The 18,743-nt window shown below is 65.5% G+C and carries 11 protein-coding genes and 3 rRNA genes; 12 read left to right on the forward strand and 2 right to left on the reverse strand.

Annotated elements, in window-relative coordinates:
- Nucleotides 1-2: 2 nt before the first annotated feature.
- The 4 genes from exaC (at nt 3) to rlmN (ending at nt 4,285) form a co-directional block, all read left to right on the forward strand.
- Nucleotides 3-1,526, forward strand: a complete 1,524-nt coding sequence (exaC, locus tag KVY00_RS15045; protein ID WP_223043672.1) for an acetaldehyde dehydrogenase ExaC — start codon at nt 3-5, stop codon at nt 1,524-1,526.
- Nucleotides 1,513-1,989, forward strand: a complete 477-nt coding sequence (locus tag KVY00_RS15050; protein WP_223043673.1) for a DUF779 domain-containing protein — start codon at nt 1,513-1,515, stop codon at nt 1,987-1,989. Before exaC ends, KVY00_RS15050 begins: the two co-directional genes overlap by 14 nt.
- 73 nt (nt 1,990-2,062) lie before the next feature.
- Complete coding sequence (locus tag KVY00_RS15055; RefSeq protein WP_223043674.1) at nt 2,063-2,893, forward strand: aldo/keto reductase; 831 nt, start codon at nt 2,063-2,065, stop codon at nt 2,891-2,893.
- Between the two features lie 90 nt (nt 2,894-2,983).
- On the forward strand, nt 2,984-4,285 hold the full coding sequence (rlmN, locus tag KVY00_RS15060) for a 23S rRNA (adenine(2503)-C(2))-methyltransferase RlmN (RefSeq protein ID WP_223043675.1): 1,302 nt from the start codon (nt 2,984-2,986) through the stop codon (nt 4,283-4,285).
- 1 nt (nt 4,286) lies between these two features.
- Here rlmN and KVY00_RS15065 read toward each other — a convergent pair whose 3' ends face one another.
- Nucleotides 4,287-5,387 carry an aminotransferase class V-fold PLP-dependent enzyme gene (locus KVY00_RS15065; protein ID WP_223043676.1) on the reverse strand — a complete coding sequence of 367 codons (1,101 nt, stop codon included), beginning with the start codon at nt 5,385-5,387 and terminating at the stop codon, nt 4,287-4,289.
- Between the two features lie 93 nt (nt 5,388-5,480).
- On the opposite strand from KVY00_RS15065, the gene KVY00_RS15070 reads away from it, so the two are divergent.
- From KVY00_RS15070 to KVY00_RS15090, 5 genes are read left to right on the forward strand one after another with little or no spacing between them, the layout of a single operon-like run.
- Nucleotides 5,481-6,431, forward strand: coding sequence for a LysR family transcriptional regulator (locus tag KVY00_RS15070; protein ID WP_223043677.1), 951 nt, complete (start codon nt 5,481-5,483; stop codon nt 6,429-6,431).
- Complete coding sequence (locus tag KVY00_RS15075; RefSeq protein ID WP_255572675.1) at nt 6,428-7,777, forward strand: MFS transporter; 1,350 nt, start codon at nt 6,428-6,430, stop codon at nt 7,775-7,777. The genes KVY00_RS15070 and KVY00_RS15075 overlap by 4 nt, the downstream gene beginning before the upstream one ends.
- 40 nt (nt 7,778-7,817) lie before the next feature.
- Nucleotides 7,818-9,344 (forward strand): glutamate--tRNA ligase, encoded by a 1,527-nt coding sequence (gene gltX, locus KVY00_RS15080; RefSeq protein ID WP_223043678.1) that lies wholly within the window; start codon nt 7,818-7,820, stop codon nt 9,342-9,344.
- A 2-nt stretch (nt 9,345-9,346) separates the two neighbouring features.
- Entirely contained in the window at nt 9,347-10,372 is a 1,026-nt protein-coding gene (locus tag KVY00_RS15085) for an NAD(P)/FAD-dependent oxidoreductase (RefSeq protein ID WP_394358253.1), read from the forward strand.
- Nucleotides 10,365-11,099, forward strand: a complete 735-nt coding sequence (locus KVY00_RS15090; RefSeq protein WP_223043679.1) for a queuosine precursor transporter — start codon at nt 10,365-10,367, stop codon at nt 11,097-11,099. Before KVY00_RS15085 ends, KVY00_RS15090 begins: the two co-directional genes overlap by 8 nt.
- 77 nt (nt 11,100-11,176) lie before the next feature.
- Here the strand turns inward: KVY00_RS15090 and tgt are convergent, their stop codons facing one another.
- Entirely contained in the window at nt 11,177-12,514 is a 1,338-nt protein-coding gene (tgt, locus tag KVY00_RS15095) for a tRNA guanosine(34) transglycosylase Tgt (RefSeq protein ID WP_223043680.1), read from the reverse strand.
- 692 nt (nt 12,515-13,206) lie between these two features.
- Between tgt and KVY00_RS15100 the strand changes: the two genes are divergently transcribed.
- The 3 genes from KVY00_RS15100 to rrf all read left to right on the forward strand — a co-directional run bounded on the left by KVY00_RS15100 (nt 13,207) and on the right by rrf (nt 18,612).
- Nucleotides 13,207-14,737: ribosomal RNA gene (locus KVY00_RS15100) — 16S ribosomal RNA — on the forward strand.
- 530 nt (nt 14,738-15,267) lie between these two features.
- Nucleotides 15,268-18,376 (forward strand): 23S ribosomal RNA (locus KVY00_RS15105).
- Between the two features lie 119 nt (nt 18,377-18,495).
- Nucleotides 18,496-18,612: ribosomal RNA gene (rrf, locus tag KVY00_RS15110) — 5S ribosomal RNA — on the forward strand.
- The 16S, 23S and 5S rRNA genes sit together here, the layout of an rRNA operon.
- The last annotated feature ends 131 nt before the right edge of the window (nt 18,613-18,743 follow it).

Raw genomic sequence — 18,743 nt, forward strand, 5'->3', positions numbered from 1 at the left:
TCATGACCGTGTACGCCTCCCCGGGCCAGCCCGACTCGCTGGTGCACTTCAAGAGCCGATACGAGAACTACATCGGCGGCGAGTGGGTGCCGCCGAAGCAGGACCGCTACTTCGAGAACCCGTCGCCGGCGACGGGCAAGACCTTCTGCGAGATCCCGCGCAGCACTGCGGAGGACATCGAGCTCGCGCTCGATGCGGCCCACGCCGCAGCGCCGACCTGGAACAGGACGAGCCCTGCCGAGCGGGCGGTGATCCTCAACAAGATCGCGGACAGGATCGAGGCCAACCTCGAGATGCTCGCCGTCGCCGAGACCTGGGACAACGGCAAGGCGGTCCGCGAGACGCTGAATGCCGACCTCCCGCTCGCGATCGATCACTTCCGGTACTTCGCGGGCGCGATCCGCGCGCAGGAGGGCGGCATCTCGCAGATCAGCGAGGATCTCGTCGCCTACCACTTCCACGAGCCCCTGGGCGTGGTCGGTCAGATCATCCCGTGGAACTTCCCGATCCTCATGGCGACCTGGAAGCTGGCGCCCGCGCTCGCAGCGGGCAACTGCGTCGTCATCAAACCCGCCGAGCAGACCCCGGCGTCGATCCTCGTGCTGTTCGAGCTCATCGGCGACCTGCTGCCCCCGGGCGTCGTGAACATCGTCAACGGCTTCGGCGCCGAGGCCGGCAAGCCGCTCGCCTCGAGCCCGCGCATCCGCAAGATCGCGTTCACGGGCGAGACGACGACCGGCCGCCTCATCATGCAGTACGCCTCGGAGAACATCATCCCGGTGACGCTGGAGCTCGGCGGCAAGAGTCCGAACCTGTTCTTCGAGGACGTGATGGCGCAGGACGACGCCTACTGGGACAAGACGCGGGAGGGCTTCACGATGTTCGCCCTCAACCAGGGCGAGGTCTGCACCTGTCCGTCCCGTGCGCTGATCCAGGAGTCGATCGCGGGCGACTTCCTCGACGCCGTCGTGGAGCGCACCGAGCGCATCACGCGCGGCAACCCCCTCGACACCGACACGATGTTGGGCGCGCAGGCGTCGAACGACCAGTTCGAGAAGATCAAGTCGTACCTCGACATCGGCAGGCAGGAGGGAGCGCAGCTGCTCACCGGCGGTGGAGTCGAGCAGGTCGGCGGCGAGTTCGCGGACGGATACTACATCCAGCCGACCATCTTCCGGGGCGACAACTCGATGCGCATCTTCCAGGAGGAGATCTTCGGGCCGGTGGTCTCGGCGACGACGTTCACCGACTACGACGACGCGATCCGCATCGCCAACGACACGCTCTACGGTCTCGGCGCGGGCGTGTGGAGTCGCAACGGCAACACGGCGTATCGCGCGGGCCGCGATATCCAGGCGGGCCGCGTGTGGGTGAACAACTATCACAGCTATCCGGCGCACGCGGCGTTCGGCGGCTACAAATCGAGCGGCATCGGGCGCGAGAACCACCTCATGATGCTCGACCACTACCAGCAGACCAAGAACATGCTGGTCAGCTACAAGGAGACGGCAGATGGCTTCTTCTGAGCCGGAGGCCTGCGGGGCGCCGGGGGCGGATCCCTCGGCACCCGCCTCGCCCTCGTCCGAGATCCCCGGATGCGTGGATGCGCGCCCGGAGGTCGAGGGCGAGACCGCGAGCCGCCTCGCCTTCACCCCGAAGGCGATCGAGCTCATCGACCTGCTGTGGGAGATGCACGGACCGCTCATGTTCCATCAGTCGGGCGGGTGCTGCGACGGCAGCGCGCCCATGTGCTACCAGCGGGGCGAGTTCAAGACCGGCGGCCAGGATGTGCTGCTCGGCACCCTGGAGCTGCCGCCGATCCATCCCGGCGAGGACCGGCGCGAGATCGAGTTCTGGATGTCGCGCGAGCAGTTCGCTGTCTGGAGCCACACCCACCTCACGGTCGATGCGGTACCCGGCCGCGGCTCGGGCTTCTCGCTCGAGGCGCCCGAGGGGCAGCGCTTCCTCATCCGCTCCCGCCTGATCTGAGCGCGCGCGGGAGGCAGGGTTGTGTGCCGCACCCTCCTCCCGCGGGCGCCCGTCCCGGTAATAGGGTGGAGGCATGACCGAGCAGCGCGCCCACAACGGATTCACCCTCCCCGCAATCGGCTTCGGCACCTACCGTTTGAACGGGAAGTCGGGCGCCGCCGCCGTGACGGAGGCGGTGCGGAGCGGCTATCGCCTGCTCGACTCGGCGTTCCGCTACGAGAACGAGGGAGCCGTGGGTCGGGGGCTGCGGGATTCCGGGGCGGATCGGGGCTCGATCGTCTTCACCAGCAAGCTTCCGGGCCGCCACCACGAGTACGACGCCGCCCTGTGCACGATCGAGGAGAGCGTCTATCGCTCGGGCCTCGACGCGATCGATCTCTACCTGATCCACTGGCCCAACCCGCTCACCGACCTGTACGTCGGAGCGTGGCGCGCCCTCATCGAAGCGCGCGAGCGCGGGCTCGTGCGCCAGATCGGGGTCTCCAACTTCCTGCCCGAGCACCTCGATCGGCTCGAGCGCGAGACGGGGGTGCTGCCGGTCGTGAACCAGATCGAGCTGCACCCCTACTTCCCGCAGCTCGACGCCGTCGAGTACCACCGCGAGCGCGGCATCATCACGGAGGCCTGGAGCCCGGTGGGCCGCGGCAACGACCTCGCCGAGCAGCCGGTGATCGCCGAGATCGCGCGGGCGCACGGGATCACGCCGATCCAGGCCATCCTCGCCTGGCACGTCGCCCGCGGTGTGGTGCCGCTGCCAAAGTCCGCCGACCCCGAGCGCCAGCGCGAGAACCTCGCCGCGGCAGATGTCGTGCTCTCGGCCGACGAGGTCGACGCGATCTCGGCCCTCGGGCGCCCGGACGGCCGCCTCAAGGACCAGGATCCCGCCGTCTACGAGGAGTTCTGAGCCCGCGGCTCGGCGCGGGTCGCCCGGCTCTCGGAGCCCGAGATCGCCTCCGGGATCCCTCACCCAGACGCGGATGAGACAATGGGGGCGATGGATCCCAATAAACTCAACCACGACGCGTCACCCGCCGAGGGCAAGCTGATCAAGACCCGCTCGCGCGGCGACGGGGCGCGCCCGCAGGTCAGGCCGAAGACCGAGGGCTGGAAGCAGCTCACCAGCCCCGACGGCCGGCCGACGCTGCAGTTCGCGTCGCCCCGCGTCAAGCAGCCCGCCACCCACCTCGCCGACATGACGCTCGCGGAGCGCGAGGCGAAGGTCGTGGAGATGGGGCTGCCGAAGTTCAGGGCGAAGCAGCTCTCGAAGCACTACTTCGAGCACCGCACCACCGATCCCGAGCAGATGACGGATCTGCCGAAGGACCGCCGCGCGGAGCTCGCCGAGGCCTTCTTCCCGCCGCTGCTCACCGAGGTGAAGCGTCTGGTCACCGACGACGGCGCGACGATCAAGTTCCTGTGGCGCCTCTTCGACGGCGCGCTCGTCGAGTCGGTGCTCATGCGCTACCCGGGCCGCATCACGCTCTGCGTGTCGAGCCAGTGCGGCTGCGGCATGAACTGCCCCTTCTGCGCGACGGGCCAGGCCGGGCTCACGCGCAACATGTCGACCGCCGAGATCCTCGATCAGGTGGTGCAGGCCAACCGCGTCATCGCCGAGGGCGGCCTGGGTCGCATGCGCGAGGCGGGCAACGGGGCCGAGCCCGAGCGGGTCAACAACATCGTGTTCATGGGCATGGGCGAGCCGCTCGCCAACTACAAGCGCGTGATGAACGCGGTGCACCGCATGATCGCGCCGTCGCCCGAGGGCCTCGGCATGTCGGCGCGCGGCATCACGGTGTCGACGGTCGGCCTGGCGCCGGCGATCCGCAAGCTGGCCGACGAGGACATCCCCATCACCTTCGCGCTCTCGCTGCACGCGCCGGACGACGAGCTGCGCGACGATCTGATCCCGGTGAACAGCCGTTGGAAGGTCGAGGAGGTGCTCGACGCGGCCTACCACTACTACGAGACGACGGGCCGCCGCGTGTCGATCGAGTACGCGCTCATCAAGGACATGAACGACCACGCCTGGCGCGCCGACCTGCTGGCCGACAAGCTCAACGCCCGGGGCAGGGGCTGGGTGCACGTCAACCCGATCCCGCTCAACCCCACGCCGGGTTCCATCTGGACCTCGTCGACGCGCGAGGTCACCCGCGAGTTCGTCGACCGTCTCAACGCGGCGGGGATCCCGACCACCCTGCGCGACACCCGCGGCAAGGAGATCGACGGCGCCTGCGGGCAGCTCGTCGCGACGGAGCAGGACAAGGCAGAGGCCGCGGCGTTCGCCGAGGCCGGCTAGATCAGCGGCCCAGCGCCCGCGCGAGCAGTTCCACGTCGTCGGCGGTGTTCCAGAGATGGAACGCGATGCGCGCATTCCCGGCTCGACCCGAAGCCGTGATGCCGCCGGCGGTCAGCGCTGCGAGTGCGGTGCCGTCGGGGTCGGCCCAGGTCACGATGGCCGAATCGCCCGCGGGCAGATCCAGCACCTCGCGCGCCGCGTTCGCGAGCTCGAGGTCGTGCGCGTGCACGGCGCGCGGATCGAGCGCCGCCAGGGCTCCGAGCGCGGCCTCGGTGCCGCCGAGCGCCGGCCACGCCGGGGAGACGTCGAAGCGCCCCGCTCCGGCCGCGAGCGGCATGTGATCGGTGTAGCACGAACTCCAGACGTCGTCGGCCGAGTACCAGCCGGCGGCCAGCGGCACCAGCTGCTCGTCGAGCCCGGCTCGCACGGTGAGGAAGGCGGTGCCTCGCGGGGCGCACAGCCACTTGTAGGCATGGCAGACCGTGAAGTCGAACGGATCCGCCCCCACGGGCAGCCAGCCGAGCGACTGGGTGAGGTCGACGAGGGTGCGCGCCCCGACCTGTTCCGCCGCGGCTCTGATCGCCTCGGCATCCGCGACCTCGCCCGTCGCCGACTGCACGAGCGAGAAGGCCACGAGTGCGGTGTCCGTGCGCAGCTCCTCGGCGAGTCGCGAGACGGGCGCATATCGCACGCGCACGCCGCGATGGGCGAGCTGCTCGAGCGGATGTGCCAGGGATGCGAAGTCGCCGGCGGCGCACAGCACCTCGGCGCCGTCGGGCACCGAGCTCGCGACCACGGAGACGAGCTGCGAGGCCTGCGAGCCGAGCGCGACCCGGTCGACGGCGACGCCGGCGAGACGGGCGTAGTGCTCGCGGCACCGCTCCGCCTGCCCGCCGAGCGCGCGGGCGTCCGCGCGGCCGGCCGCCCAGTCGTCGATGAATCCGCGCATCGCCGCGGCGGTTGCCGCCGTCGGCAGGCCCGCCGTGCACGCCGAGAGGTAGCCGGGCGGGGCTGAGAAGCCGAGCTCGGCGATGGGCAGGGGTGCCGGCTGCGCGGCGGATCGGGAGTCGGCCGGGGACTGCGCTGCGGAGGCGGTGTTCATGAGGCCAGGTTAGGAGACCCCCATGCATAATGAAACAGAATCATTCTTATATTTTGCTTCGCTTCCGGTTATGTCCGGCGTACAATCGAGGCCATGAGCACCCAGCGAACCGCCGATCCGCTCGGCTCGATCGACTCCACCGAGCTGCGCATTCTGCATGCCCTCGCGACCACTGGCTCCCTGACCGCCGCCGCCGTGAGCCTGGGGCTGAGCCAGCCCGCGGTGAGTCAGCGCATCAAGCGCGTCGAGACACGGCTCGCCGTGCCGCTGATCGAACGCAGCGGACGCGGGATCCGGCTGACGCCCGCCGGTCGGATCCTCGCCGACCACGGACGCACGGTCGTCGCCGAGATCGATGCGGCGCTCGCGGCGATCGACGACCTGCGCGGCGAGCGCGCGGGCACGCTGCGCATGGTGGGCTTCCCGAGTGCGAGCGCGACCCTCGTGCCGGCGCTCATGCGCGGGCTCGCCGTGGACGCCCCCGACGTGGCGCTGCAGTACCGCGAAGCCGAGCCTCCGGCGGCGACCGCGATGCTGCGCGACGGCGAGGTCGACTGCGCGCTCATCTTCGACTACGAAGGGGCGGCCGAACTGCCCGCGGGCAGCGCCTTTCTGCCGCTGTGGCGCGAGGAGGTGCGGCTCGTCGTCTCGGATGACCGGGCGAGCGGCGAGGCCGCGGTGAAGCTCGGCGAGTTCTCGGCCGACCACTGGATCGCCGGCTGCGAGAAGTGCCGGGGCCACCTGCTCAGCGCGGCGGGGGAGGCCGGATTCGAGCCCGACATCATCCAGGAGACCGACAACGTTCCCGCGATGCTCGCGATGGCGGCCGCGGGCGGCGCGGTCGCGCTCGTACCGGGACTCGCGCTCGCCGCGGCGCGCACGTTGCCCGACGACGCCGTCGCCCTTCCGCTCGATCCGCCTCGCTACCGCACGATCGGGCTCGTCTCGATGGCGACGGCGAACGAGAGCCCGCAGGTGCGTCTCGCCAAGCGGCTGCTCGCGGGCGTCGACGGATCGTGCTGGGGGCTGGAGCCGGTCGCGTGAGCGGCACGGCCGGGCCTGGCGCGCGAGCCGAGGAGCGCGCGGCGCGGGGACGGGAGTCGGTGGACGCGGTGCTGGATCCGGACCGGCGCTCCCTGGTACAGCGGCGCACGGTCCTCGTGCTGTCCGCAGGCACCGTGCTCTCGGGCTTCGGAACGGGCGCCTCGCTGTCGGTCGGTGCGCTGGTGCTCGCCGAGCTCAGCGGCAACGAGGCCATCTCGGGGCTCTCATCTGCCCTGTTCAACGCCGGGGCGGCCGTCGCCGGGATCCCCCTCGCCCGCATCGCCGCGAGGCGCGGCCGCCGTGCCGCGCTCGTCACGGGCAGCGGCATCGCAGCGCTCGGCGCGCTGATCGCGATCATCGCCGGAGCGGTGCACGCCTGGCCCCTGTTCGCGGCGGGGGTCGCGCTGGTCGGTGTGAGCAGCGCGGTGTCGCTGCTGGCGCGGTTCGCGGCGACCGACCTCGCGCTGCCGAACGATCGCGCGCGCGATCTCTCGTTCGTGGTCTGGTCGATCACGATCGGCGCGGTCATCGGCCCGAACCTGATCACCCCCGGCGAGGCCGTCGGGCGGGCGCTCGGCATCCTGCCACTCGCCGGCGTCTTCCTCTTCGCACTGGCGGCCCAGGTGCTCGCGGCGCTCGTCAACTGGTTCGGGCTGCGACCCGACCCTTTGCTCGCGGCGCGGCTGCTGCCACCGGAGACCGCGAGCACCCCGGTGATCACCGCGTCGAGTTCGGGCGAGTCCGCGGAGGCGGGCGATGCCGTCGCCGCTGGAACGGACCGCGGCGCCGCGACCGGCGCGGGGAGCCCGCGGGCGAGGTGGCTCGTGATCGTCGGGATCGCGATGGCGCAGGCGATCATGGTCGCGCTGATGGCGATGACACCGCTGCACATCATGCACCACGAGGGGACCGCAGCGCTCGTCGGCATCACGATCAGCATGCACATCGCGGGCATGTACGCGCTGTCGCCGGTGTTCGGCACTCTCGCGAGCAGGTTCGGGCGTCCGCGGGTGCTCTGGCTCGGGTGGGCGCTGCTCGCCTGCGCCGTCGTGCTCTCGTACATCGCGGGCCCCTCCCAGATCCTCGTCCAGATCGCGCTCACGACACTTGGCCTCGGGTGGAGCGCCGTGACGGTAGCGGGAGCCGCGCTGCTCACCGAGCTGACGCCCTCGACCGTGCGGCCGAAGTGGCAGGGGAGATCCGACACCATCATGAGCGCCTCGGGCGCCGTGGCCGGGGTGCTGGCGGGCGTCGTCTTCGCGCTGGGCGACTTCGCGTTCCTCGCACTCGTCAGCGCGGTGTTCCTGGTGCTGGGTGCTCTGGCGACGCTGTGGGGGAGGCGCTGAGCGGCCCGAGCCGAGCGGCCTGGCATTAGAATGGAGCACGATGTCTACGAGCACCGTTCCCCAGTTCTCCACCGCCACCGGCAGCGACGTTCGCGTGCGCTTCTGCCCGTCCCCGACGGGTACCCCGCACGTGGGCATGGTGCGCACCGCCCTCTTCAACTGGGCCTACGCCCGGCACACGGGCGGCACCTTCGTCTTCCGCATCGAGGACACCGATGCCGCACGCGACAGCGAGGAGAGCTACGGGCAGATCCTCGATTCCCTGCGGTGGCTCGGCCTCGACTGGGACGAGGGCATCGACGTCGGCGGTCCCCACGGCCCCTACCGGCAGTCGCAGCGCGGTGAGATCTATCAGGACGTGATCGCGCGCCTCATCGAGGCCGGCTACCTCTACGAGAGCTACTCCACCGCCGATGAGATCGACGCCCGCAACGAGGCGGCGGGCCGCCCGAAGCAGCTCGGCTACGACAACCACGATCGTGATCTCACCGACGAGCAGCGCGAGGCCTTCCGCGCCGAGGGGCGTCAGCCCGCGCTGCGCTTCCGCGTGCCCGACACCGATCTCTCGTTCACCGACCTCGTGCGCGGCGACATCTCGTTCCCGGCAGGCTCGACCATCGACTTCGTCGTCGTGCGCCCCAACGGAGCCCCGCTCTACACGCTCGTGAACCCGGTCGACGATGCGCTCATGGGCATCACCCATGTGCTGCGCGGCGAGGACCTGCTGTCTTCGACGCCCCGCCAGATCGCGCTGCACAGCGCGCTCGTCGAGCTCGGCATCGAGCAGGCGATCCCGCAGTTCGGCCACCTGCCCTACGTGATGGGCGAGGGCAACAAGAAGCTCTCGAAGCGCGATCCCGAGTCGAATCTGCTCAACCACCGCTCGCGGGGCTTCATCCCCGAGGGGCTGCTCAACTACCTGTCGCTGCTCGGGTGGTCGCTGGCGCCGGATCGCGATGTGTTCTCGCGTGACGAGATGGTCGCGGCGTTCGACGTGGCGGACGTCAACCCGAACCCGGCCCGCTTCGACCAGAAGAAGGCCGACGCGATCAATGCGGACCACATCCGCCTGCTCTCGGAGGACGACTTCGAGTCGCGGATCCTGCCCTATCTCATCGCGGGCGGAGCGCTCCCGGTGGAGCCGAACGAGCAGCAGCTCGATATCGTGCGTCGGGCCGTGCCCCTCGTGCAGAGCCGGATCACCGTGCTCTCGGACGTCGTCGGGCTCATGGGATTCCTCTTCACGTCGACCGACTCCCTCGTCTACGAGGAGGACGCGCTGAAGTCGCTGAAGGACGACGCGCCGCAGGTGCTCTCGGCGAGCATCGAGGCGCTCGAGGCCGTTCCGGCCGAGGACTGGCAGACCGAGCGCATCCAGGGAGCGCTGCAGGCGGCCCTCATCGACGGCCTCGGGCTCAAGCCGCGCCTCGCCTTCGGGCCGCTGCGCGTCGCTGCATCGGGGCGGCGCGTCTCGCCGCCGCTCTTCGAATCGTTCGAGCTGCTGGGCCGCGACGAGTCGCTCGCTCGTCTGCGTCGGCTCGCAGCGCAGCTCTCGGGCCGGGAGTAGCCGTGTCAGCCGCGGATCACCGGGAGCCGTTGCCCCCGATCGACGGCGACCAGCCGCCGCGCGTCGGCGTCGCGATCGTCGGCGGCGGCCCCGCCGGGCTCTCGGCCGGGCTGCAGCTGGTGCGCGCGAACCGGCGCATCGCGATCCTCGATTCGAACCGACCGCGGCACTCCGCGACGCTGCAGTCGCACGGGTTCCTGACTCGGGACGGGGCGTCTCCGCTCGAACTGCGCCGCCTCGGCCGCGAGGAGTTCGAGGCCTACCCCACCGCGGTGTTCTCGCAGGCGATGACACGCGAGGTGATCCCGCTCTCGGCCGATGAGGCGATCGCCGTCGGATTCCCCGACGGCATCGGCTTCCGGGTGCGGGGCACCGGGATCCGCGGCGCCGCCGACGTCGATTACATCGCGCGCAGGGTGCTCCTCGCGGCGGGCCTCACGGAAGAACTGCCGGCGCTGCCCATGATCCGCGCCTACTACGGCACCGCTCTGCACAGCTGCGTCGAGTGCGACGGCTTCGAGAAGACCGACAAGCCGCTCGTGCTGATCGGCGAGACGAGCGACGTGTTCGCGCGCGCCCTGCTCATCAGCCGCTTCAGCTCCGACCTCATCGTCTTCACGAACGGCGCCGACACGGTGCGCCCCGAGCAGGAGGCCCAGCTCGCCTCCATCGGCATTCGCGTCGAGCGCAGGGCCATCGACGACGTGGTGGGCGAGCGAGCCGAGATGACGGGCGTACGAATGGCCGACGGCGAGGTGATCCCTCGCGTGGGCGGTTTCGTGCGCCCGCGCTGGCACGCTCCCGTGGAGTTCATGGGCGACCTGCAGCTCGATCGCGACGACTGGGGCCTGGTGACGGTCGACGAACGGGGGGAGACCTCCGTGCGCGGCGTCTACGCCGTCGGCGACATCGTGCCGCCGGGTCCCCAGCAGCTGATCATCGCCGCGGGCAACGGGGCGAGGGTCGCGGCCAAATTGAACATGGACATGATCCGAGGCATGCTCGGGGTGGGACTGATCGATGAGTGAGACGCAGCAGATGAACGCCGCACAGGGATCCGACGATCCGGTGAAGTACCTGACACCCGGGGCCCGCGCGGCCGCGGCGGGAGGGCGCTACGCGACGATCTCGGCGGTGTTCGTCGGCATCCTGCTGATCTCGAACGTGGTCGCGGTGAAGCCGATCGCGTTCGGGGCGATCCCCCTCGGAGAGTTCTCGCTTCCCCTCGTCTTCGACGGCGGGGTGTTCCTCTTCCCGCTCGCATACATCCTGGGTGACGTGCTCGCCGAGGTCTACGGGCTGAAGGCGTCGCGTCGAGCGATCTTCACCGCGTTCGCCCTCGCGCTTGTGGCCTCGCTGACCATTCTCGCGGTGCAGGTGTCGCCCCCGGCCGACGGCTGGGAGAACCAGGAGGCCTTCTCGGCGGTGCTCGGTTTCGTGCCGCGCATCGTGGCGGCGAGCCTGGTCGCGTTCCTGGGCGGCCAGCTGCTGAACGCGTGGGTGCTGGATCGCATGCGCCGTCGCACCTCGGGCCGATTCCTGCGGACGCGCCTGATCGCCTCGACCGTCGCCGGGCAGTTGATCGACACGCTGCTGTTCTGCACCATCGCGTTCGCCGGGGTCATCACGGGTCTCGACTTCGTGATGTACGTCGTGCTCGGCTACGTGGTGAAGGTGCTCGCCGAGGTCGTGCTGCTGCCGGTGACGACGCGCGTGATCCGAGCGGTCCGGGCGGCCGAGGAGCGCTCAGCCTAGTCTCCGTTCGACCTGCGACGTCCCGCCGCTGCTCCCCGGGGCGTTTCGCGTATGCCGGCCTCGCCGCCGTGCTCGGGTCAGCCGGCGTAGCGGGATGCCGCCTCGCGTGCGAATTCGAGGCCGTACTGGCGGCCCAGGATCTCCTCGCGCAGCTCGACGAAGGTGCCGTCGATGATCGACTGGCGGATCCGCTCGACCAGACGCACGATGAATCGTTCGTTGTGGATGGTCGCGAGCGTCGAGCCGAGCATCTCCTTCGACTTGAAGAGATGGTGGAGGTAGGCCGCGGTGTAGTTCTCGCAGGTGTAGCAGTCGCACTCGGGGTCGAGCGGTTCGAAGCGCCGCCGCTGCGTGGCCGCCTTGGCGTTGATCCGTCCGCTGCTCGAGTACATCGTGCCGCCGCGCGCCTGGCGCGATGGGGCGACGCAGTCGAACGTGTCGGCCCCCGCCGCGATGCCGGCGAAGAGGTCGTCGGGCTCCGAGATCCCGAGCAGGTGGCGCGGCTTGTGCTCGGGGAGCTCCTCGCTCACCCAGCCGCAGATGGTGCCGAGCTCGGCCTTCTCGAGGGCGCCGCCGATTCCGAACCCGTCGAACTCCTGCTCGTGCGCTTCGGCGCCCCGCATCTCGGCGAGGCCCCGGGCCGCCTTGCGACGGAGGTCCTCGTACTGGGCGCCCTGCACCACGCCGAACAGCGCCTGATAGGGGCGGTGCGACCGCTCGGCGGTCTGGCGGGCGTGCTCGTCGAGGCACCGCACGGCCCACCGAGCGGTGCGATCCACGGAATCCTCCTGATACGCGCGAGTGTTGAGCAGCGTCGTGCACTCGTCGAAGGCGAAGATGATGTCGGCGCCGAGCTGGTGCTGGATCCGCATGGACACCTCGGGCGTGAAGCGGTGGCGGTCGCCGTTGAGGAAGGACTTGAAGGTCACGCCGTCCTCGTCGACGTGCGCGAGCCGCTCCTTGTTCTTCGCGATCACGTCGTCGCTCTGGTGCATTCCCTCGGTCATCGAGATGACTTTCTTGAAGCCGACCCCGAGCGACATCACCTGGAACCCGCCGGAGTCGGTGAAGGTTGGGCCGTGCCAGTTCATGAACTTGCCGAAGCCGCCCGCCTCGTCCACGATGTCGCTCCCGGGCTGCAGGAACAGGTGGTACGCGTTCGCGAGTACCGCCTGGCCGCCGAACTGCTTCACGGTCTCGGGAAGCACCGCTTTCACCGTGGCTTTCGTTCCGACGGGAATGAACGCCGGGGTCTGGATGTCGCCGTGGGGCGTGCGGATCGTGCCCGCTCGGCCGAGCGGGCGGCCGTCGCTGCCCTGTACCCCGCCATGCTCGAGACGGCGCTCCACGGTGAAGCCGAAATCGGCGGGGGAGGGAGGGACGGGGGGCGAGGTCTGCTCAGTCACGACCTCCATCTAAGCAGGGGAGAGCGTCCTCTCGCCTGAAGCCCGCGTCTTGCGGCGGGGCGGCGCGCCCGGGGAACGCGACCGGAGGTGTGGAGGGGGTGGGTTTTGAGTGTTGCAGCGCTGTTGAGTGCTGGTGTGGGGTGGTGTTTGTTTGGGGGTGGGTTTGGCGGTTTGGTGCGGGGACACGCCCGGGGTGTGTGTGGTTGTTGTGGTGGGTGGGGGTTGGGCGTAATGTATTCCCTTGTCAGCGCGACGGAGCGGGACGCGGAAGCGGCCCGGATCGGTTGCGAATCGGATCTCACGAGGATCACCCCGCGAGGGACTTGATGAAGTCTGCTCGGGAGTGTAAAGTGAGACTCTCGATCTCACCACTGAGGTCTCATCCCGATGAGGATGGGATTCTGATGCTCGTTCGTCTGAACGAGTCGGATTTGCGTGGAGCAGGTTCGGGTGGTAAGTTGGACAGGTTGCTGTTCGGAAGGCCGTTGGGTTGGTACGGGTGGTGTCTGGTCTTTGAGAACTCAATAGTGTGCACTTGATTGTTTTATGCCAATTATTTTGTTGCCGGCATTGACTGTTGTGGTTGGTGTTGGTGATGTTTTTTGGACAATGGATTGAATGTCAGTTGATGTTTGGTCTTTTTTGTCAGGTCAGACTCGTGAGCGCGGCGGCTTATTCCGTTGTCGTGTTCGCATTTGTTTTTTACGGAGAGTTTGATCCTGGCTCAGGACGAACGCTGGCGGCGTGCTTAACACATGCAAGTCGAACGCTGAAGCTCCCTGCTTGCAGGGGGTGGATGAGTGGCGAACGGGTGAGTAACACGTGAGTAACCTGCCCCTGACTCTGGGATAAGCGCTGGAAACGGTGTCTAATACTGGATACGCGCACTGGTCGCATGGCCTGGTGCGGGAAAGATTTATCGGTTGGGGATGGACTCGCGGCCTATCAGCTGGATGGTGGGGTAATGGCTCACCATGGCGACGACGGGTAGCCGGCCTGAGAGGGTGACCGGCCACACTGGGACTGAGACACGGCCCAGACTCCTACGGGAGGCAGCAGTGGGGAATATTGCACAATGGGCGCAAGCCTGATGCAGCAACGCCGCGTGAGGGATGACGGCCTTCGGGTTGTAAACCTCTTTTGTCAGGGAAGAAGCCTTTGGGTGACGGTACCTGGAGAAAAAGCACCGGCTAACTACGTGCCAGCAGCCGCGGTAATACGTAGGGTGCAAGCGTTGTCCGGAATTATTGGGCGTAAAGAGCTCGTAGGCGGCTTGTCGCGTCTGCCGTGAAAGCCCGAGGCTCAACTTCGGGTCTGCGGTGGGTACGGGCAGGCTAGAGTGCGGTAGGGGAGATTGGAATTCCTGGTGTAGCGGTGGAATGCGCAGATATCAGGAGGAACACCGATGGCGAAGGCAGATCTCTGGGCCGTAACTGACGCTGAGGAGCGAAAGCATGGGGAGCGAACAGGATTAGATACCCTGGTAGTCCATGCCGTAAACGTTGGGAACTAGATGTAGGGCCTGTTCCACGGGTTCTGTGTCGTAGCTAACGCATTAAGTTCCCCGCCTGGGGAGTACGGCCGCAAGGCTAAAACTCAAAGGAATTGACGGGGGCCCGCACAAGCGGCGGAGCATGCGGATTAATTCGATGCAACGCGAAGAACCTTACCAAGGCTTGACATACACCAGAACGGGCCAGAAATGGTCAACTCTTTGGACACTGGTGTACAGGTGGTGCATGGTTGTCGTCAGCTCGTGTCGTGAGATGTTCGGTTAAGTCCGGCAACGAGCGCAACCCTCGTCCTATGTTGCCAGCACGTGATGGTGGGAACTCATGGGATACTGCCGTGGTCAACACGGAGGAAGGTGGGGATGACGTCAAATCATCATGCCCCTTATGTCTTGGGCTTCACGCATGCTACAATGGCCGGTACAAAGGGCTGCGATGTCGTAAGGCGGAGCGAATCCCAAAAAGCCGGTCTCAGTTCGGATTGGGGTCTGCAACTCGACCCCATGAAGTCGGAGTCGCTAGTAATCGCAGATCAGCAACGCTGCGGTGAATACGTTCCCGGGCCTTGTACACACCGCCCGTCAAGTCATGAAAGTCGGTAACACCCGAAGCCGGTGGCCTAACCCCTTGTGGGAGGGAGCTGTCGAAGGTGGGACTGGTGATTAGGACTAAGTCGTAACAAGGTAGCCGTACCGGAAGGTGCGGCTGGATCACCTCCTTTCTAAGAGCACTCACACCCTCCGGGGTGTGCAGAGAAAGCATGAACGTCACCAAACGCGTGACGCATGCTGCTCAAGGGTGGAACATAAAACAACACGGCATGCCGTGACTGTTCGTCTGTGCGAGTACGCACTGTGCCCTTTGCGGGGCGTGGTGTTGGAAAGGATGGGTGAGTGGTTCGGGGTGTCTTTGAGTGCATGCTATTGGGTCCTGGAAGCCCAGCCGGCACACACCTTCTTTGTGGGGTGTGGGTGGACTTGGTTTTCTGACCCGCGGTCATCGGACGTGTTGCCGGTGATGGTGGGATCGGCCGTACGTTGAGAACTACACAGTGGACGCGAGCATCTACGCCAGCGTCAAATTTTTCCGCGGTTCGCGGGTGCGTCTTTTTTGCTTTCGGGTGAGAAAGGGGTGCCGGTGAGTGCGGGGTTGATGGTGGTGTATTTACTTTAATTTCATTGGTCGCGCACCCGACCAAGCCGCTCTTTTGCGGGGTGGTGGGGTGTGTGTTCGAATTTAATGCTTATGTGATTTCAAGTGATCAAGAGCAAACGGTGGATGCCTTGGCATCTGGAGCCGAAGAAGGACGTAGTAATCTGCGATAAGCCTCGGGGAGCCGATAAACGGGCTGTGATTCGAGGATTTCCGAATGGGGAAACCCCGCCAGGGCGCGTGCGTACCTGGTGACTCCCGCCTGAATATATAGGGCGGGGTGAGGGAACGTGGGGAAGTGAAACATCTCAGTACCCACAGGAAGAGAAAACAATAGTGATTCCGGTAGTAGTGGCGAGCGAACCCGGATCAGGCTAAACCGGTGGTGTGTGATACCTGGCAGGGGTTGCATCACCGGGGTTGCGGGACATGCCGTGAGACGCTGCTGAGTCTCAAACGTGAGTGCGGACGTATAGGGGAACGCTTTGGAACGAGCGACCGGAGTGGGTGAGAGTCCCGTACCCGAAATGCGTACGCCGCGTGGTGTGTATCCCAAGTAGCACGGGGCCCGAGAAATCCCGTGTGAATCTGTCAGGACCACCTGATAAGCCTAAATACTCCCAGATGACCGATAGCGGACTAGTACCGTGAGGGAAAGGTGAAAAGTACCCCGGGAGGGGAGTGAAAGAGTACCTGAAACCGTTTGCTTACAAACCGTCAGAGCAGGCTTTGTTTCTGTGATGGCGTGCCTTTTGAAGAATGAGCCTGCGAGTTAGCGATACGTGGCGAGGTTAACCCGTGTGGGGAAGCCGTAGCGAAAGCGAGTCTGAATAGGGCGGTTCAGTCGCGTGTCCTAGACCCGAAGCGAAGTGATCTATCCATGGCCAGGCTGAAGCGTGTGTAAGAGCGCGTGGAGGGCCGAACCCACTTAGGTTGAAAACTGAGGGGATGAGCTGTGGATAGGGGTGAAAGGCCAATCAAACTTCGTGATAGCTGGTTCTCTCCGAAATGCATTTAGGTGCAGCGTTGCGTGTTTCTTGCCGGAGGTAGAGCTACTGGATGGCCGATGGGCCCTACAAGGTTACTGACGTCAGCTAAACTCCGAATGCCGGTAAGTGAGAGCGCAGCAGTGAGACTGTGGGGGATAAGCTTCATAGTCGAGAGGGAAACAACCCAGATCGCCAACTAAGGTCCCTAAGCGTGTGCTAAGTGGAAAAGGATGTGGAGTTGCTGTGACAACCAGGAGGTTGGCTTAGAAGCAGCCACCCTTGAAAGAGTGCGTAATAGCTCACTGGTCAAGTGATTCCGCGCCGACAATGTAACGGGGCTCAAGCACACCACCGAAGTTGCGGCAATCGGACTGAGACAAGCCTTCGTGGTTCAGTTGTCCGGTTGGGTAGGAGAGCGTCGTGTGGGCAGTGAAGCGGCGGAGTGATCCAGTCGTGGAGCCTACACGAGTGAGAATGCAGGCATGAGTAGCGAAAGACGGGTGAGAAACCCGTCCTCCGGAAGACCAAGGGTTCCAGGGTCAAGCTAATCTGCCCTGGGTAAGTCGGGACCTAAGGCGAGGCCGACAGGCGTAGTCGATGGACAACGGGTTGATATTCCCGTACCGGCGGTAAACCGTCAAAGACCTAACCAGTAGTGCTAAACAAACCAAGACCGGCATGGATCCTTCGGGTGATGTGCTGGTGGCGGCTGTGAACCCGATGCTGGGGTGGTGAGCGTGAGGTGTGACGCAGGAAGGTAGCCAGTGCCGGGCGATGGTTGTCCCGGTGTAAACATGTAGCCCGAACCTGTTTAAGAGATGGGTTCTGTGGGTGAGATGTGATGCGGACCCGTATGGGGAAGCTGGTGATCCTATGCTGCCGAGAAAAGCATCGACGTGAGGTTTGCTGTTGCCCGTACCCCAAACCGACTCAGGTGGTCAGGTAGAGAATACTCAGGAGATCGAGAAAATCATGGTGAAGGAACTCGGCAAAATGCCCCCGTAACTTCGGGAGAAGGGGGGCCACCCGCTTATTAGGACTTGCTCCGAAAGGGTGTGGTGGCCGCAGAGACCAGTGGGAAGCGACTGTTTACTAAAAACACAGGTCCGTGCCAACACGCAAGTGGATGTATACGGACTGACGCCTGCCCGGTGCTGGAAGGTTAAGAGGAGAGGTTAGACCTTTCGGGGTCGAAGCTTTGAATTTAAGCCCCAGTAAACGGCGGTGGTAACTATAACCATCCTAAGGTAGCGAAATTCCTTGTCGGGTAAGTTCCGACCTGCACGAATGGCGTAACGACTTCCCAGCTGTCTCCACCGTGAACTCGGCGAAATTGCAGTACGAGTAAAGATGCTCGTTACGCGCAGAAGGACGGAAAGACCCCGTGACCTTTACTACAGCTTGGTATTGGTGTTCGGTGTGGCTTGTGTAGGATAGGTGGGAGACTATGAAGCGGTGACGCTAGTTATCGTGGAGTCGTTGTTGAAATACCACTCTGGTCATATTGGATATCTAACTACGGACCCTGATCGGGTTCTGGGACAGTGCCTGGTGGGTAGTTTAACTGGGGCGGTTGCCTCCCAAAAAGTAACGGAGGCGCCCAAAGGTTCCCTCAACCTGGTTGGCAATCAGGTGGCGAGTGTAAGTGCACAAGGGAGCTTGACTGTGAGACTGACAGGTCGAGCAGGGACGACGACAGTCGGGACTAGTGATCCGGCAGTGGCTTGTGGAAGCGCTGTCGCTCAACGGATAAAAGGTACCTCGGGGATAACAGGCTGATCTTGCCCAAGAGTCCATATCGACGGCATGGTTTGGCACCTCGATGTCGGCTCGTCGCATCCTGGGGCTGGAGTTGGTCCCAAGGGTTGGGCTGTTCGCCCATTAAAGCGGTACGCGAGCTGGGTTTAGAACGTCGTGAGACAGTTCGGTCCCTATCCTCTGCGCGCGTTGGAGATTTGAAAGGATCTGACCCTAGTACGAGAGGACCGGGTTGGACGGACCTCTGGTGTGCCAGTTGTTCTGCCAAGGGCATGGCTGGTTGGCTACGTTCGGGATGGATAACCGCTGAAAGCATCTAAGCGGGAAGCCGGCCTTAAGATGAGATCTCCGAGAACTTCGGTTCTGAAGGTGCCCAGGAGATGACTGGGTTGATAGGCCAGATGTGGAAGTGAGGCAACTCATGGAGCTGACTGGTACTAATACACCAACAACTTGAAAACACCCCACCCCCCAGGGGGGTGAGCATGCAAATGTAACGATGATTCGCGTCCACTTTGTGGTTCCCAACAGACGGCCCACACCCCCACACACTCGGGGTGTGTCGACATGTTGACAGAGTTACGGCGGCCATAGCGTCAGGGAAACGCCCGGACACATTCCGAACCCGGAAGCTAAGACTGACAGCGCCAATGGTACTGCGAGGGGGACCTCGTGGGAGAGTAGGACACCGCCGGACACCCATTCAGGAAAGCCCTGATGCCCCCGCCACCGCCGGCGCGCGCATCAGGGCTTTCCTCGTATCCGCGCTCGAACGGCGCCCAGGTCGGTAGCCCGGTTTCCGATAGGATTGAAGTCGAAGGACGACCG

The sequence above is a fragment of the Leucobacter tenebrionis genome, assembly GCF_019884725.1.
Taxonomy (GTDB): Bacteria; Actinomycetota; Actinomycetes; order Actinomycetales; family Microbacteriaceae; genus Leucobacter; species Leucobacter tenebrionis.